The organism is Henriciella sp. (assembly GCF_029937755.1).
Taxonomy (GTDB): Bacteria; Pseudomonadota; Alphaproteobacteria; order Caulobacterales; family Hyphomonadaceae; genus Henriciella.
In genome coordinates this window covers 137,431-154,295 of the sequence record NZ_JAPYPG010000001.1, presented here as the reverse complement: position 1 = coordinate 154,295, position 16,865 = coordinate 137,431, and the positions used below count along the sequence as shown (strand labels likewise).

Here is a 16,865-nt window from a genome sequence, read left to right as displayed (position 1 = left end):
CTACTCGTCTTCAGTCGCTTCAGCGTTGCCTTCGTCAGACGCGTCTTCGGACGGCACCGCTGCATCGGGTGCAATTTCGACTTCGCTGACATTGCCTTCAGCAACAGAGTCATCATCGTCCACCGCGTCGACGGTCTCGACCACGCCCGTGGCCTCGGTCGGGGCATCGGAGGCTTCGCCCGGCTCGATGGTCGCTTCGACGGCTTCGCCGCCTTCTTCGCCCTCGGCAGAGGCTTCGGTTGCCTCACCGTCTTCACCTTCGGCTTCCGGCGCTTCTTCCGGCAGCGGCTCCGGGAAGGCCGGAGCGTTTGGCGTCATGGAAGCGAGATAGGCGATCACGTCAGCGCGCTCGTCATCACGGCGCAGGCCTGCAAAGGCCATCGAGGTGCCGCGGATATAGGAGGACGGGTTTTCGAGCCAGTGATCGATGTTCTCGTAATTCCAGGGCTCGCCAGCCGTGGCCATCATGGCGGACGAGTATCCGAAATCTGACTTGTGAGCGTGCTCGGCCCCGATGATGCCGTAGAGGTTCGGGCCGGTACCGTTCGGGCCACCCTGTTCGATGGTGTGGCAGGTGGAGCACTTCGCCTTGAAGGACCGCTCACCATTGCTGGCGTCTGCGTTCGCCAGCAGGGCGCCGAGGTCATAGACCTCTTCTTCCTCTGCCGCGCCACCACCGGTCTCGGCGATTTCGGTGTAATAGGCGAACCGGCTGTGGGCCCAGTCATTCAGGGACTGTTCTTCCTCGCCATGATGGCCGCCTTCGCCGCCGGAGGAGAAAAGCGCGCCTGACAGGGTCTGAAGGCCCATGATGATAAGGAAGACGGCCAGGATTGCGCCGAACACCTTGTTCCAGAAGAGATCGCCCATCGGGATCATCCTTGTTTGGTTGTCTTTTAACGCGGGCCTTCTGGCACGCTATCGAGTCGGAGGCAATATAACCGCATGCGTCAAGCGATGCGCGGGGCGATATAGCGGCGAAACGGCGCACTCCCTGCGGACCTCCCGACGCCCGGTCTGACCGAATCGCCTCTTGAAAAGACAGGCCCGGTCGCGCATGGCATGGCGCTGGCGCGCCCCGAAGGGGCCAGAATACAAACGGGACTGTAGAGAATGAGCGAGATGAAGGCAGGCAGGATCGCCTATCAGGGCGAAGCAGGCGCGAATTCGCATATCGCCTGCCGGGACACCTATCCCGATATGGAGCCTGTCGCCTGCAAGACCTTCGAGGATGTCCTCGCCATGGTCGAGCGCGGCGATGCCGACCTTGCCATGATCCCGGTGGAGAACACGATTGCCGGCCGCGTCGGTGATATCCACCACCTGCTGCCGGGCACCAGCCTGCACATGATCGCCGAACATTTCATGCCGATCCGCTTTCAGCTCATGGCGCTGAAGGGGACGGGCCTCGGTGAGGTGAAGGTCGCCCATTCCCACATCATGGCGCTCGGCCAGTGCCGCCGCTTCCTGCGCGAGCATGGCATCGACCCGGTGATCGCGGCTGATACGGCCGGAGCTGCGCGCATTGTCGCAGAGCAGGACGATCCGTCAGTGGCCGCCATCGCGCCGGAGCTCGCCGCCGAGGTCTATGGCCTCGACATCCTGGCGCGCAATATCGAGGACGCCGACCATAATACGACGCGTTTCGTCATCATGTCGCGCGATCCGGTCGAACACGACGCCGAGGACGGGCGGACCGTGACGGCCTTCCTGTTCCAGGTGCGCAACATCCCGGCTGCGCTCTACAAGGCGATGGGCGGCTTTGCCACGAATGGCGTCAACATGACGAAGCTGGAGAGCTACCAGATCGACGGTTCTTTCACCGCGACGCAATTCTATGCCGAGATCGAGGGCCACCCGGATGAGCGCTCCGTCCAGCTCGCGCTTGAGGAGCTCGGCTTCTTCTCGACCTCGCTGAAGATTATCGGCGTCTTTCCGGCGCATCCGGAACGGTATCGCTCGGCGCGTTAGGGGCGTCCTACTCCTTCCAGACGATCTCACTGTCCGTATAGCCCTGAAAGTAGAGCACGGCTGTCAGGTCTGTCACTGTCACCCCGCAATCGGCCGCTGCCGCCACGACGGGCTTGGCGCGATACGCGACGCCCATGCCCGCCGCCTCGATCATGGCAAGATCGTTGGCGCCGTCGCCCATGGCGAGTGTATCGACCGCTTTCAGGCCGAGGGTCATCATCTCGCTTTCCAGCGCAGCAAGCTTGGCTTCGCGCCCGAGGATCGGCATGCCGACCTTTCCGGTCAGCGTCTTGCCGTCATCAAGCAGTGTGTTGCCCTGATGGGTGTCGAATCCGGCGGCCTCGGCGATGCGGGAGGTGAAATAGGTGAACCCGCCTGACACCAGCACGCAGCGTGCCCCCTCGGCCTTCATGGTCGCGACCAGCGTCTCGGCGCCCGGCATCAGCGTGATGCGCTCGCGGTAGCAGGTCTCCAGCGTATCGAGGGCGAGCCCGTTCAGCATGCCCACGCGCTCGATCAGCGCTTCCTCGAAATTGAGCTCGCCCGCCATGGCGCGTTCGGTGATGGCGGAGATTTCGGCCTTGAGGCCGGCAAAATCTGCGAGTTCGTCCAGGCACTCCTGCTCGATGATGGTGGAATCCATGTCGGAGATGAGCAGCTTCTTGCGGCGGTTCGTGCTCGGGGAAACGCAGATGTCGGCCTTGCCGCTGAACTCGGTTTCCAGCGCCTTGCGCAGTGATTGTGCGTCTTGCGGCGAGACGGCCTGTTCGATGGCCGTGAAGGCCCCGTCCCCGCTCAGCATGCGGACAGGCCCGAATTCCGTAACGCCCGCGGCCGAGAGTGTGGATTCCAGATGGTCGGCCACCAGTTGCAGGCTTTCCCCGCCCGGCGCGACAACAGTCACGACATGGCTGTATTCTGACGTTTTTTCATCCATTCAGGTGCGTCCTTACTTAACCTTCGGGCCTAAACCTCTTACTTGCTAATGGATGCGACCTGCAATCCTGATCCACGGACCAACTGCCAGCGGAAAGACCCAGCTTTCCATCGAGGTCGCGCGCAAATATGACGGCGAGATCGTCAACGCCGACTCGATGCAGGTCTACCGCGAGTTGAAAGTCATCTCGGCGCGGCCGGACGCAGCGGAGATGGACGGCGTTCCACATCACCTTTTCGGCCATATGCCGGCCAGCGAACGCTACTCCACGGGCCAGTGGCTCGAGCAGGCCCGGCCGGTCATCGAGGACATCCAGAAGCGCGGCAAGACAGCCGTCGTGGTCGGCGGCACGGGGCTCTACCTGCTGGCGCTGACGGAAGGGCTGTCGGAAATCCCGCCCGTGCCGGAAGAAACCCGCCATGAAGTCCTCGAGATCGCCAAGGCCGACGGTGTGCGCGGCCTGAAGACGCGGCTGCAGACGGTCGACCCGAAAGCGGCCGCCCGCATCGATGACAATGACCGCCAGCGCCTGACGCGCGCCTATGAAGTGTGGCTCGCCACCGGCACACCACTTACCGCTTTCCAGAACCGGCGGTCCAAACCTGTGCTCAACGCGGATGAATGGCTCGGCATTGCGCTCACCCCGCCACGCGCCAAGCTCTATGCTCGCATCGACCGGCGCTTCGAAGGCATGCTGATGGAAGGCGCGATGGAAGAGGCGCGTGAGCTGGTGCGGCTTGGCATCGATCCGGAGCTGCCTGCCATGAAGGCGCATGGCATGCCGTGGCTGTCGGCCTTCATCCGCGGCGAGATCGACTCCTCGCTCGCCGCCGAGAACGCCAAGCGCGATACGCGCCGCTATGCCAAGCGGCAATTTACCTGGATCGGGCGGCAATTCCCGTTCTGGCCGCGAATTCCGTCCGCAGAGCTTTCAACGCGGATGAGGGTTGTTTCTGCCCTATACAAGGAGGTTGACCGCTGAGCTGAGGCACGTTATGCCGCTTTTGCGATTTGGAGGAAACAGCCTTGCGTAAGCAGAAGGTCGTCGTACTTATTGGTCACCCGTGACTGACATCGAATAAGATGTCAGCGCGGGTGCGTATGGAAGGGTCTCAATTTGAGGCCCTTTTTTATTTTCAGGTCGCAGAAAACTGAAGTTTTTAAACGAGAAGAGCCATGGATACCCAGACCCTCACGGAGACAGAGACGAATACCCGCAAGATGACGGGTGCCGAGATCGTCATCGCTGCGCTGAGAGAGCAGGGGGTAGACACGATGTTCGGCTATCCCGGCGGGGCGGTTCTTCCGATCTATGATGCGCTCTATGCCCAAGACGCGATCCGTCACGTCCTGGTGCGCCATGAGCAGGGCGCCGGCCATGCCGCCGAAGGCTATGCCCGCTCGACCGGCAAGTGCGGTGTGGCGCTGGTGACCTCCGGGCCTGGCGCGACCAACATGGTCACGCCGATCACTGATGCGATGATGGATTCCATCCCGATGGTGGTGATTACCGGCCAGGTGCCGACCCATCTCATCGGCACCGACGCCTTCCAGGAGTGCGACACGGTTGGCATCACGCGCTGCTGCGCCAAGCACAATTATCTCGTCACCGATGTCGAGGATCTCGCCCGCACCATCCACGAGGCTTTCCTGATCGCGACGTCCGGGCGCCCCGGTCCGGTGGTGATCGATATTCCGAAGGACGTGCAGTTCTCGACCGGGACCTATATCGGCAAGGAAGGCGTCTACAAGCCGACCTACCAGCCGAAGACCGCGCCGTCGAAACACGCCATCAAGGATGCGCTCGAGCTGATGAAAGTGGCGCGCCGGCCGGTTTTCTATACTGGCGGTGGCGTGGTCAATTCCGGTCCGGAGGCCTCGAAGCTGCTGCGTGAGCTGCAGGCGGCGACCGGCTTCCCTGTGACATCCACGCTGATGGGCCTTGGCGCCTTCCCGGCAAGCCATGACGACTGGCTCGGCATGGTCGGCATGCACGGCGCCTATGAAGCCAACCATGCGATGCATGACTGTGACCTGATGATCTGCGTCGGGGCGCGCTTCGATGACCGTGTCACGGGCCGTATTTCCGGCTTCTCACCCGGGTCGAAGAAAATCCACATCGATATCGACCCGTCCTCGATCAACAAGATCATCCGCGTCGACGTGCCGATCGTGGCCGACTGCAAGGAAGCGCTGAAGGCGCTGCTCGATGGCTGGAAGAAGTCGAAGACGAAGACGCCGGACCTCGCAGACTGGAAGGCCCAGATCGATACCTGGCGCGAGCGCGACTGCTTTGCCTATCCGGCCAATGATGGCTCGATCCGCCCACAATACGCCGTGGAGCGGCTGTATGAGCTGACCAAGGATCGCGACACCTATATCTCGACCGAGGTCGGCCAGCACCAGATGTGGGCGGCCCAGCACTATCATTTCGAGGAGCCGAACCGCTGGATGACAAGCGGCGGCCTCGGCACGATGGGCTATGGCCTGCCGGCCGCCGTCGGTATCCAGGCCGCGCATCCCGACAGCCTCGTCATCGATATTGCCGGCGAGGCCTCGGTGCAGATGGTGATGCAGGAGGTCTCGACCGCGGTTCAGCACAAGCTGCCGATCAAGGTCTTCATTCTCAACAATGAATGGATGGGCATGGTGCGCCAGTGGCAGGAGCTGCTGCATGGCGAGCGCTACTCGCATTCCTATTCCGAAAGCCTGCCGGACTTCGTGAAACTGGCCGAGGCCTATGGCGCCCACGGCATCCAGTGTTCCGACCCGGCCGAGCTCGATGACCGGATCCGCGAGATGATCGACCATCCCGGCCCGGTCGTCTTCGACTGCTTGGTCACCAAGGCTGAGAACTGTTTCCCGATGATCCCGTCCGGGGCCGCCCATAACGAGATGTTACTGGGCAGCATTTCCGGGGATGAAATAAGCGAGGAAGGCCGTAAGCTGGTCTGACCTCAAGCTTATCGGGAATTCAAGGCCATGGATGGGAATAGCCTTATGGAGAGTGCGCAGAGCAACTGGACGCTGATCGTCACTGTTGTCTCCGCCGTGTTTGCGGTGATCGGGGCGATCGCCTCGCACCTTGAGACACGCCGTCAGGAGAAGATCCGGGTGGAAACGCTGCGCATGCATGTCGATGGCGCGAGCCTCGACTGGGGATCAGCGGCCATCGACCTGATGGGGCGTATGGAAATGTTCGCCAAGACACGCCGGCAGCAGGCCAATGACCAGTCCTTCGAGACCAACAAGATCAACCTGCTGATGCAGCTCTCTTCGCTCATAGAGCGGGGCCGGATGTTCTTCCCGAACATCGACCCGCAGAAGAAGGGGGCGCAGAAGGAAGGCGCCTATCGTGGCCATCGCCCGCCGATCCTCGATGCGATGGTATTCGCCTATTACGAGCTCGAGGCGATGAACCGCCAGGAGGGGCCGACGGGAGAGAACTCGGCCTCCTTTTTCCAGGAGTGCCGCCGCCTGCTCGTTTCCGAGCTGCAGGCCCATACCGATCCGCGCCGGCGCGACATGATCCTCGGGCGCTATGACAAGCAGCGCCGCAGTCACCGCGAAGAGGCGCTGACCAGTGCCTCCTCGCTGAAGAACCGTCTCAAGGCGCGCCGCCCGCACCTTGAGTTTGAACGCACAGAAGATGACCCGGAACAGGAAGCCGCATGAGCCAGGAGCCGATCCCCGCAAGCGCCTATGACATGGACCATGAAGAAGAGGTCGAGGAGCGCCGCACGCTCGCCGTCCTCGTCGACAATGAGCCGGGTGTCCTGGGCCGCGTGGTCGGCCTGTTTTCCGCGCGTGGCTATAACATCGAGAGCCTGACCGTCGCCGAGGTGGACCGGTCCAAGCGCCGCTCACGCATCACCATCGTCACCACCGGCACCGCGCACATGCTGGAGCAGATCGAGGCGCAGCTGTTGCGGCTCGTGCCGGTCGCGGCGGTTGTCGACATCACCAAGTCGAAGCGCGGGATCGAGCGCGAGCTGGCGCTGGTCAAGGTCGCCGGCAAGAACGAAAAGCGCGTCGAGGCGCTGCGCATCGCGGAGATTTTCCGCGCGCGCGTCATCGATACGACGAATGAGAGCTTCATCTTCGAGATCACCGGCGCCTCCGACAAGATCGACCAGTTCACGGAGCTGATGGAGCCGCTCGGCCTGAAGGAAGTGAGCCGCACGGGCGTGCTATCGATCCGCCGGGGGAAGGATGCGGGCTAATGTTGGATGGATGGAGTTATCGGAAGTGCGTGGTGTGCGAACGACCCACGACTAGAGCCCTTGTAGATACTAATGGCACTCGCTTCGACTGTCCGCGGTGCGGAGACTACGTCGCGTCTCTAGAAGCTTGCGAAGATGAACTCGACAATACAGGACGATCCGCTGTGTGGACGCCCACGCGCCGCGCGGCGCTGTCTTACCACTTGCGGAACCGTAAAGGCATCCCTCTTTATCGAGAATCTAATTGGCCTTTTCTCACCACCGGACTCCTAAGTGATCTCCTAGAGTCGGAGCTTGAGCTGCCACTACCTTCTCAGCAAGCGAGAAACCTCATCCGCTACATTGGAAACTTTCAACGCGAGACAGGGATCACATTGGAGGCGTTCCCCGACGAAGCAATACCAATTGTTGGGGTAGCAAACAGCATCGCGTTGATAGACTTGGCGCAAGACGTTAGGAGCCTCGGAAAGTTGACGTTCGAAAACGGGCGTCAAATCTCTCCGGCCTCACCACGTGCCACTCCAATATGGATTCGGCTAACACTCGCGGGTTGGGATGAATGGGAAGAGATAAAAGCTGGCCAGCTTCATTCTCAGGATGGCTTCATCGCTATGCAGTTTGGCGATTCCCGTTTGGATGCCTTTATCGCGGACGTATTAAGACCGGGGATCAAGAAGCATTTGGGTGTGGCTATCAATCGTGTTGATAGTCCTGACACTACCAAGGCGGGCCTCATCGACAATGTTATGCGTGAAGCGATCGAAGAGGCGGCTTTCGTGCTTGTCGAATTAAGTCACGGCAACAAGGGCGCATACTGGGAAGCCGGACTTGCCGAGGGATTAGGCAAGCCTGTGATCTACCTTTGCGAAGAAGCAGTTTGGGCAGACCCCAGCACCCGCCCGCACTTCGATGTGAACCATCGCAATACGATAATGTGGGACGAAACGAAGCCAGATGATTTCATCACCAAGCTTGTCGCCACGATCAAGAATTCTCTCAGACATCAATACAACTAACGGAGTAGCAAGAAGTGAAAGTCTATTACGAACAGGATGCTGACATCAGCCTCATCCAGTCGAAGAAGGTCGCCGTCATTGGCTATGGCAGCCAGGGCCATGCGCATGCGCTGAACGCCAGAGACAGTGGCGTGAAGGACATCGTCGTCGGCCTGCAGGAGGGCTCAGGCTCACGCAAGAAGGCCGAGGCCGAGGGGCTGAAGGTGATGACGCCGGCAGAGGCCACCAAGTGGGCCGATGTCGTGATGATCCTCATCCCGGACGAGAAGCAGGCCGTTCTGTGGGCCAATGAAATCGAGCCGCATGTCCGTGACGGCCAGCACATCATGTTCGGCCACGGCTTCAACATCCACTACAACCTCATCCGCCCGTCCGCGAATGTCGATGTGTCGCTGTCGGCGCCGAAGGGCCCCGGCCACACGCTGCGCGACCAGTATCAGCGCGGCTTCGGTCTGCCGGGCCTCGTCGCCATCCACCAGGACGCGACCGGCACCGCCAAGGATGTGGCGCTCTCCTATTCCAAGGCCATCGGCAACACCCGCGCCGGCGTCATCGAGACAAGCTTCCGCGAAGAGACCGAGACCGACCTGTTCGGCGAACAGGCCGTGCTTTGCGGCGGTATTGTCGAGCTGATCAAGGCCGGTTTCGAGACGCTGGTCGAGGCCGGCTACGCGCCGGAAATGGCCTATTTCGAGTGCCTTCACGAGACCAAGCTCATCGTCGACCTCATCTATGAGGGCGGCATCGCGAACATGAACTACTCGATCTCCAACACCGCCGAGTTCGGTGAGTATGTCTCCGGCCCACGCGTCATCACCGGCAAGACCAAGTCGGAGATGAAGAAGATCTTGACCGATATCCAGGACGGTACCTTCGCGCGCAACTGGGTGCTTGAGAACCAGGCCGGCGCGCCGGGTTTCCACGCCAAGCGCGCCCGCATGAACGATCACCTGATCGAGGAAGTCGGCGAGAAGCTGCGCGGCATGATGCACTGGGCGCAGAATGACCGCCTTGTCGACAAGTCGCGGAACTAGGTTCGACGCGTTTCTTTCTGCCCTGGCTGTGCTGCCGTCCGGCTACAGCCAGGGTGACTATTTCGGGGAGCGCTGGGGTGTCACGCTCGAGCGCTCCGCCGATGGCCGCCGCATCAAGCTGTTCGGCGAAGCGCTGGGCAGCAGCGACCATGTCAGTTTCAACCTCTACAGGGTTGCGGGCGAACCGCGCCTGAAGCCGTGCGAAATGCCGGCGGAGAAGGTGATCGATTTCGTGCTTGGCTTCCGGCCGGAGGCTCAGAAGCGATAGGTCAGGCCGACCTGGACGACCGGGTGCACGGCCTTTTCTTCCAGTGTGTCTTCATACAGTGCCCGCTCGCGCTCAAGCTGGTCGAGCATGACGGCATCCCCGGAAAGCGGGCCGCCGGGTGACGTCAGGGCGATGTCCGGCGTGCCGGAGAAGACCGCGCCCGCCATCAGTTTCACGCCCCAGCGGCGCTCACGCCGGTAGGTCGAGTCGAAGCCGATCCCGAGGAAAGGCGCATAATCGTCACCCTTCACAGCCATCTGCAGGCTTCCCGACTGATCGCTCGAAGTCTCGCCGGTGACCGTGCTGCCAACGGCAGGCGTTTTTTCATTACGCGTCTTGTCACCGGTATAAAGCCCGCCGGAGATGACGAAGCTGTTCTGGAAGGGGCGCACATCGACAAAGGTGCCGAGGTTCTTGAATTCGAGATCGCTTCTCTGACGGTCGGTGATCCCGGCCGGTTGTGGGGATTCCAGCCGGATGACCTCGGCGCGGGCACGCAGGCCGACATGGTCGCTGAGCTCGATCTGGCTTTCGATCACTTCAGGGGCGAATGACCGCGTTGCGATGCCGCTGAGCTGCGCCGCGGCCGTCTGCATCAGGGTGGCTGCCGCCAGCCCCGCAAGTATGATCAGTTTTCCCAGCCTGATGGCCATGGCTGTTTCTCCAAAAAACAACATGTCCCTGAGGAAAGGCTGCGGGCAATTGGTAAACAGGGCGTTACTCCGCGTTAACCTTCAATGGCGAGAAAGCCACGAAAACGCTGCGGATGGCCGGTCGGCTGCGACGCATCCTGATGTGGCTGCTGCAGGCGGCCGCGCCCTTTGGCGGACTTCAGTGCCGGCTGCATTCCCGCCGCAATTGCAGGCGAGAAAGAAGACTGGAAGACGTGCCGGTCTGGGCACGGTCCACGCGATCAGGTTCTCATAAGGAGTGGCTCACATATGAAACCCCTGCATAGTCTTGTCCTTCCGGTCCTCCTTGTCCTGAGCGGCCTTCCGGCAGGCGCCGAGACCGATGTCACGCCGGGCCTCTGGTCCTATGAGGCGTCTGCGGCACTGGGGCCGATCCCGATGCGCGACCAGGGCACACGCTGTGTCGACCCGGAGATGGCCGAGGCCTCCTATGAGAGCCTGTTCAATGACATCAACCCTAATTGCCAGATCACCGATGGCCGCGAAGCAAGCGATGGCTATCATTTCACCCTGCAGTGCGCAGGCGGTCCGGACGGCATGCTGAGCGGCCGGCTGATCGTCGGCGGCAACTCGGCCAGCCTGAGCGCCACGGGCTGGACGGGAGCCGGTGAGAACAATGTTCCGGTAATCCTGTCGGCCTCGGCGAAAAAACTTTCGCCCAGCTGTTCCTGAGAAGGGCTTGACCCGGACTCGCCGGAATTACTACAACACGCTATGTGAACGCTAACATAAAGCGTGCCGTGATACGGTAGCGTTGTGCCTGTGCGCGAGAGGCAGGCAAAGGCGAGATGCGTCCCCTTGATGGCCCCGGAAGGCTTTGACAGGGAATTGGCGCATCCATACAGACTTGGGGAACATGGCAAAATTCATTCCCGTCGACACATTCGACATCGTCATCTTCGGAGGGACGGGTGACCTGTCCCAGCGCAAGCTGCTGCCGGCCCTCTATCATCGTTTCCTCGATGGCCAGATCCCCGAGGAGTCCAGACTCGTCGGTGTTTCCCGCTCGGAGATGAGCGACAAGGAGTTTCGCGCCTTCGCGAAGAAGGCGTGCAAGGCCTCCACCGGCGCGGCGTTCGATGACGAGGGCTGGAAGCGCTTTGAGCCGCTTCTCCACTATGTCGCCATGGACGCGACCAAGCCGGACGCCGACTGGACAGACCTGAAGGAGAAGCTGGGCGACGATGACCGCCCGGCGATCTTCTATCTGGCGGTCACGCCGAAGATCTACGTCCCGATCTGCGAGGCGATCGGCAAGGCTGGCCTGGCCAAGGGCGACGCCCGCGTCGTGCTCGAGAAGCCGATCGGCACTGACCTGGACTCTGCCAGGGCGATCAATTCGGGGGTCGGTGCCGTCTTCGATGAGGACCGCATCTACCGGATCGATCACTATCTCGGGAAAGAGACGGTCCAGAACCTGCTCGTCCTGCGCTTCGGCAACACCCTGTTCGAGCCGCTCTGGAACCGCACCGCGATCGACCATATCCAGATCACCGTGTCCGAAAGCGTCGGCGTGGGCGACCGGGCCGGCTATTACGATACGGCGGGTGCTGTCCGAGACATGGTGCAGAACCACCTGCTGCAGCTGCTCTGCCTGATCGCGATGGAGCCGCCCAACTCGATCGAGGCCGACGAGATTCGTACCGAAAAGATCAAGGTTCTCAATGCGCTGCGGCCGGTCGAATCCAAATGCGTGGGCCGCGATACAGTGCGGGCCCAGTACGGGCCGGGTACTGTCGACAGCAAGCAGGTGAAGGGCTATCTCGAAGAGCTGGAGGATGGCGCGAGCGACACCGAGACCTTTGTCGCCATCAAGGCGTGGGTCGATAACTGGCGCTGGGCGCGCGTGCCTTTCTATCTGCGCACCGGCAAGCGGATGCGCTCACGTCACTCCGAGATCGTCGTGCAGTTCCGCGAAGCGCCACACGCCATGTTCGGCGAGGAACAGGCCCATTCCAACCGGCTGATCATCCGGCTGCAGCCTGATGAAGGCGTCCAGCTTTACGTGCAGATCAAGGAGCCGGGGCCTGGCGGCCTGCGTGTCCAGTCCTTGCCGCTGAACCTCTCCTACGCGGAATCGTTTCAACTGAGATATCCGGACGCCTATGAGCGTCTGCTGATGGACGTGGTGCGCGGCAATCTCTCGCTCTTCATGCGCCGCGAGGAAGTCGAGGAAGCCTGGGAATGGGTGGACGGGCTGCTCGAAGCATGGAGCGACGCGAAAGTGCCCATGCACACCTATTCGGCAGGGCTCGAGGATGGTCCGGTCGAGTCGCGCATGCTGTTGCGCGAAGATGATCGTGACTGGTGGAGCAACGGCAAATGACAAGCCTGCATCCGAAACTGAAAGACGTCACAGAGCGGATCGAAGCCCGTTCGAAGGACACCCGTGAGGCCTATCTCGACCTGATCCGCGGGCGAAAGCCGGAGGGCTTTGCGCGCCAGAAGCTCGCCGATGGTAACCTTGCCCATGCCTCTGCCGGCTGCGCGGTCATGGACAAGACCCATCTGTTGGGGGCCAACTGGCCGAATATCGGCGTCATCACCGCTTACAACGACATGCTCTCGGCGCATGCGCCCTATGAGCATTATCCGAAAATCCTTCGCGACGAGGCCCGCAAGGTAAATGCGACGGCCCAGGTTGCTGGCGGCGTGCCGGCCATGTGCGACGGGGTCACCCAGGGCCAGCAGGGCATGGAGCTTTCGCTCTTTTCCCGCGACGTGATCGCGCTGGCCTCCGGCGTCTCGCTCAGCCACGACATGTTCGATGGCGCGCTGCATCTCGGCATCTGCGACAAGATCGTGCCGGGCCTGATGATCGCCGCGCTGCGCTTTGGCTGGCTGCCGCACATCTTCGTGCCGGGCGGACCCATGCCATCCGGCCTGCCAAACCCGGAAAAGCAGCGCATCCGGCAGGAATACGCGCTCGGCAAGGTCGGCCGCGACGCACTCCTGAAGGCCGAGTCCGAGAGCTATCACAGCCCCGGCACCTGCACCTTCTATGGCACGGCCAACTCCAACCAGATGCTGATGGAGGTGATGGGCCTGCACATTCCCGGCGCCGCCTTCGAGAACCCGGGCACCCCGCTACGCGAAGCGCTGACCCGCGCGGCTGTGCGCCGTGTCGTCGAGCTGACTGTGAAGCGCGACTATACGCCGATGGGCGAAATGATCGACGCCAAGAGCTGGGTGAACGCCATGGTCGGCCTGATGGCCACCGGCGGCTCGACCAATCATGCGCTGCACATTCCGGCCATGGCGGCGGCTTCCGGCTATCAGATCACGCTCGAGGATTTCGAGGATGTGAGCGCGGTGACGCCGCTGCTGTGCCGCATCTATCCGAACGGTCCGGCGGATGTGAACCACTTCCAGGCTGCGGGCGGGATGAGCTTCGTGATTAAGGAACTGCTCAAGGCCGGCCTGCTGAACGGCGAGGCCAATGGCCTGATGGGTAAGCTGTCGGAACATGCCAGGGAGCCTTGGCTCGACAATGGCGAACTGGCTTTCCGCGACGCGCCGGAGACAAGCGGCGATCTCGATATCGTGCGGCCTGTCGAAGACCCGTTCCAGCCGGAAGGCGGTCTGCGCATGCTCGATGGGCCTCTAGGCCGGGGCGTGATCAAGGTCTCGTCGGTCAAGCCGGACCGCATGGTGATCGAAGCGCCCGCCCGCGTCTTCGACAATCAGGAAGGGCTGAAGGACGCGTTCAAGAACGGCGAACTCGACAAGGACGTCATCGCCGTTGTGCGCTTCCAGGGCCCGGCGGCCAATGGCATGCCGGAGCTTCATGCGCTTTCGCCTGCGCTCGGCGCGCTGCAGGACAAGGGCTACAAGGTCGCGCTGGTCACCGACGGACGCATGTCGGGTGCCAGTGGCAAGATCCCGGCGGCCATACATGTCGGTCCAGAAGCTGCGCGCGGTGGGGCGCTTGCCCGCGTGCGCGATGGCGACGTGATCCGGCTCGATGCTGAAACCGGCCGCCTCGACATCCAGGTGCCGGAAGACGAGTTCAACGCGCGTGAGCCGGTGCAATTCCGCCCCAACATTCGCGGTCAGGGGCTTGGCCGTGAGCTGTTTGGCGCTTTCCGCGACAATGCCGGCCGGCCGGAATCCGGCGGCAGCCTGTTTGATTTCTTCCTGCCTGTGGGGGGCTAGGCTTGGCAGACCCTGTACTCGTAGGCGATATCGGCGGCACGAATGTCCGCTTTGCCATCGCGCGGCGTGGCTTTGCCGGCCACTGTACCGTCTCCGACGTGTCGGTCATGCCGGGCGACGGTTTCGACAAGTTCGACGACGCTCTCAACACCTATTGCGACCATATCGGCAAGACGTGTCCGGAACGGGCGCTGATCGCGCTTGCCGGTCCGGTCGATGAAGGCCACGTCAAGCTGACCAATCGCGACTGGATCGTTGATGAGAAGCGGCTGGAGGCAAACACTGGCCTGAAACGCGTTCGTCTCGTCAATGACTATGCCGCCATGGCGCGGGCCATTCCCGAATTGCCGGAAAGCGATTTCCGTCTGTTGCAGGCGGGCGATCCCGATGAGAGCGAGCGGGAGCCTATCCTCGTCTCCGGGCCGGGCACAGGGGTTGGCATGGCGACGCTGATCCCGGTCGGAACGACCAATTGGCGTGTCCTGACCGGCGAGGGCGGGCATGCCGCCTTTGCTCCTTTCAACGACCGGGAACGCGCGCTGGCCGTGAAGCTGGAGGAAAGCCATGGCTATGTTTCGCGCGAGCTTGTCCTGTCCGGTTCGGGTCTGAACGCCGTGCACAAGGCGCTGTGCGACATTGATGGCGTGGAGTGGGAAGAGCTGCCGCCCGCAGAGATCATGAAGCGCGCCGGGCAAGGCGACCGGATATGCCGCGACATTTGCGAAATTCGCGCCCGCGGAACGCTCTATGCGCTGGGTGATGCCGCGCTGATGAACGGCACCAAGGGCGGCGTCGTCGTGACCGGTGGCGTGGCCGAACGCCTCGCCGACTGGCTGGCGGCGCCGGAAGCGCTCGAACGCTTCAACAATCGTGGACCGATGAGCGACTACATGCATCCCATACCGATCCGCCTCTTGCTCTCTGGCGAGGCGGCTTTAGTGGGGGCAGCAGCGCTGCATTTCGATGAAGGGACTGCAGGATGAAGACGATGACTGCCTTCCGGGCTGCAATCGAAGCCGCGCCGATTGTGCCGGTTCTGACCGTGAATGATGCACGCTATGCCGAGCCGCTGGCCGAAGCCTTGGTCAAAGGTGGCATGACCACCGTCGAGGTCACGCTGCGCACGCCGGCTGCCCTTGATGTCATACGGATTATGGGCGAGGCCCAGAAAGACCTGCTGGTGGGGGCGGGGACCATCATCTCCGAAGGGGATGTCGACGCCGCGCTGAAGGCTGGCGCGGACTTCCTGGTCACACCGGGGGCGTCGCCGCTGCTGCTTGATGCGCTTGGCAACCATGATGGCGTCATCCTGCCGGGGGTCGCCACAACGAGTGAAGCCATGGCGCGCTTCGATGAAGGCTATGGCGTGATGAAGTTCTTCCCCGCCGAGGCAGCCGGCGGCGCAAACTTCCTGAAGTCGCTGGCCGGCCCACTGCCGCACATGGACTTCATGCCCACCGGGGGCATCACCCCGAAGAATGCGGCCGACTATCTCGCCCTGCCCAACGTCATTGCCGTTGGCGGGTCATGGCTTGCCACGAAGGACGAGATGGCGAACGGCGATTGGGCAACGATCACCGACAAGGCTAGGGATGCGGTCAGGATCGGCCGCGGCGCCTAGGCTTATTCGGGCAGATCGCTCGCAGGCATCCGGGTTGCGCGGCGCGTGCGGAAATGGCTTTCGAACGCCACGATCATGCAACTCGCAATGATGATCACTGCGCCCGCCCAGAGCGGCCAGCCCGGCAGCTCATCGAAGAAGACCAGGCCGAAGATCGCACTCCAGATCAGCGCGGTGTATTCCAGCGGCGCCAGCTGCTGGGCCGGCGCGCGCGCATAGGCGAGTGTCATCAGGAACCACACTGAATAACCAAGCATCCCGAGCACAGCAAAGAGCGGGAGGGCGGCGAGGGCCGGGAAGCCGAACAGGCCGACGGTCACCGGAAGCATCGCAATGGCGGGCACGACATTGGTGAACATGGCAATCGTGGTGGCGTCTTCCCGGGTCGCACGAAGGCGCAGCAGGACCAGCACGAAGGCATAGCCGATGGTCGACGCGAAGAGCGAGACGAGGCCGAGGGTCCGGTTGGTGCCCTCGACACTCCCGCCCGTCCCGCCGGAGCCCCAGACGGCAAGCGCAACACCGCCAAAGCCAAGCAGGGCCGCGCCCACGGCGACGAGGCTGATCTTCTCGCCGATCACGATGCGCGCGACCGGGGCGACCAGAAGGGCGGCGGTAAAGCCGAGCGCGGTCGCCTCCGCCAGCCGCAGCTGGGTGAGCGCATAGAAGAAGGTGAAGGCGCAGAAAAGCTGCAGCAGGCCGCGCATTGTGTGAAAGCGGATCGCGGCGCTCGACGGGCGCGGGCGCTTCTTCGCCCGGAACACGGCAAAGGCAATCACGCCGCCGAACAGGAAGCGCCAGGCAAGCAGGTGATGCAGGCCGGCCCCGGGGGCGACGCCTTTCACCAGCGCATCAATACCGCTCCCCATCGCAATCGCGACGGCGGCAATCAGCACAGGCATGGCAAGCAGACGGGTCATCATCAGCCGGCCCGTTTAGCGGGTGATC

General features: G+C 62.4%; 17 protein-coding genes. 13 read left to right on the top strand and 4 right to left on the bottom strand.

Annotation, left to right across the window (positions count from 1 at the left end):
• Complete coding sequence (locus tag Q1K29_RS00745) at positions 1-870, bottom strand: cytochrome c family protein (protein WP_300390220.1); 870 nt, start codon at positions 868-870, stop codon at positions 1-3.
• Between the two features lie 252 nt (positions 871-1,122).
• On the opposite strand from Q1K29_RS00745, the gene Q1K29_RS00740 reads away from it, so the two are divergent.
• Positions 1,123-1,971, top strand: a complete 849-nt coding sequence (locus Q1K29_RS00740) for a prephenate dehydratase (protein ID WP_350212245.1) — start codon at positions 1,123-1,125, stop codon at positions 1,969-1,971.
• Positions 1,972-1,978: 7 nt separating this feature from the next.
• On the opposite strand, the gene serB is transcribed toward Q1K29_RS00740, so the two are convergent.
• Positions 1,979-2,908 (bottom strand): phosphoserine phosphatase SerB, encoded by a 930-nt coding sequence (gene serB / locus Q1K29_RS00735; protein WP_300390213.1) that lies wholly within the window; start codon positions 2,906-2,908, stop codon positions 1,979-1,981.
• 52 nt (positions 2,909-2,960) lie between these two features.
• Here serB and miaA point away from each other — a divergent pair, with 52 nt between their 5' ends.
• The 7 genes from miaA (at position 2,961) to Q1K29_RS00700 (ending at position 9,449) form a co-directional block, all read left to right on the top strand.
• Positions 2,961-3,890, top strand: a complete 930-nt coding sequence (miaA, locus tag Q1K29_RS00730) for a tRNA (adenosine(37)-N6)-dimethylallyltransferase MiaA (RefSeq protein ID WP_300390210.1) — start codon at positions 2,961-2,963, stop codon at positions 3,888-3,890.
• A 194-nt stretch (positions 3,891-4,084) separates the two neighbouring features.
• A complete protein-coding gene (locus Q1K29_RS00725; RefSeq protein WP_300390206.1) occupies positions 4,085-5,863 on the top strand; it encodes an acetolactate synthase 3 large subunit in 1,779 nt (592 codons plus the stop codon).
• A gap of 27 nt (positions 5,864-5,890) precedes the next feature.
• Positions 5,891-6,583 (top strand): hypothetical protein, encoded by a 693-nt coding sequence (locus tag Q1K29_RS00720; RefSeq protein WP_300390203.1) that lies wholly within the window; start codon positions 5,891-5,893, stop codon positions 6,581-6,583.
• Positions 6,580-7,131 (top strand): acetolactate synthase small subunit, encoded by a 552-nt coding sequence (gene ilvN, locus Q1K29_RS00715; RefSeq protein WP_300390200.1) that lies wholly within the window; start codon positions 6,580-6,582, stop codon positions 7,129-7,131. The genes Q1K29_RS00720 and ilvN overlap by 4 nt, the downstream gene beginning before the upstream one ends.
• A gap of 470 nt (positions 7,132-7,601) precedes the next feature.
• On the top strand, positions 7,602-8,147 hold the full coding sequence (locus tag Q1K29_RS00710; protein WP_300390198.1) for a hypothetical protein: 546 nt from the start codon (positions 7,602-7,604) through the stop codon (positions 8,145-8,147).
• Positions 8,148-8,161: 14 nt separating this feature from the next.
• Entirely contained in the window at positions 8,162-9,181 is a 1,020-nt protein-coding gene (ilvC, locus tag Q1K29_RS00705) for a ketol-acid reductoisomerase (RefSeq protein WP_300390195.1), read from the top strand.
• Entirely contained in the window at positions 9,159-9,449 is a 291-nt protein-coding gene (locus Q1K29_RS00700) for a hypothetical protein (protein ID WP_300390192.1), read from the top strand. The genes ilvC and Q1K29_RS00700 overlap by 23 nt, the downstream gene beginning before the upstream one ends.
• Here Q1K29_RS00700 and Q1K29_RS00695 read toward each other — a convergent pair.
• Complete coding sequence (locus Q1K29_RS00695) at positions 9,437-10,102, bottom strand: hypothetical protein (protein WP_300390189.1); 666 nt, start codon at positions 10,100-10,102, stop codon at positions 9,437-9,439. The genes Q1K29_RS00700 and Q1K29_RS00695 overlap by 13 nt on opposite strands.
• 288 nt (positions 10,103-10,390) lie before the next feature.
• On the opposite strand from Q1K29_RS00695, the gene Q1K29_RS00690 reads away from it, so the two are divergent.
• The 5 genes from Q1K29_RS00690 (at position 10,391) to eda (ending at position 15,917) form a co-directional block, all read left to right on the top strand.
• Entirely contained in the window at positions 10,391-10,813 is a 423-nt protein-coding gene (locus Q1K29_RS00690; protein WP_300390187.1) for a DUF3617 family protein, read from the top strand.
• 184 nt (positions 10,814-10,997) lie between these two features.
• Entirely contained in the window at positions 10,998-12,467 is a 1,470-nt protein-coding gene (gene zwf / locus Q1K29_RS00685; RefSeq protein WP_300390184.1) for a glucose-6-phosphate dehydrogenase, read from the top strand.
• Complete coding sequence (gene edd / locus Q1K29_RS00680; protein ID WP_300390181.1) at positions 12,464-14,296, top strand: phosphogluconate dehydratase; 1,833 nt, start codon at positions 12,464-12,466, stop codon at positions 14,294-14,296. Before zwf ends, edd begins: the two co-directional genes overlap by 4 nt.
• 2 nt (positions 14,297-14,298) lie before the next feature.
• Positions 14,299-15,279: a glucokinase gene (locus Q1K29_RS00675; protein WP_300390178.1), complete on the top strand. Its 981-nt coding sequence runs from the start codon at positions 14,299-14,301 to the stop codon at positions 15,277-15,279.
• Positions 15,276-15,917 (top strand): bifunctional 4-hydroxy-2-oxoglutarate aldolase/2-dehydro-3-deoxy-phosphogluconate aldolase, encoded by a 642-nt coding sequence (eda, locus tag Q1K29_RS00670; RefSeq protein WP_300390176.1) that lies wholly within the window; start codon positions 15,276-15,278, stop codon positions 15,915-15,917. Before Q1K29_RS00675 ends, eda begins: the two co-directional genes overlap by 4 nt.
• A gap of 2 nt (positions 15,918-15,919) precedes the next feature.
• Here the strand turns inward: eda and Q1K29_RS00665 are convergent, their stop codons facing one another.
• Complete coding sequence (locus Q1K29_RS00665) at positions 15,920-16,840, bottom strand: DMT family transporter (protein WP_300390173.1); 921 nt, start codon at positions 16,838-16,840, stop codon at positions 15,920-15,922.
• Positions 16,841-16,865: the final 25 nt, after the last annotated feature.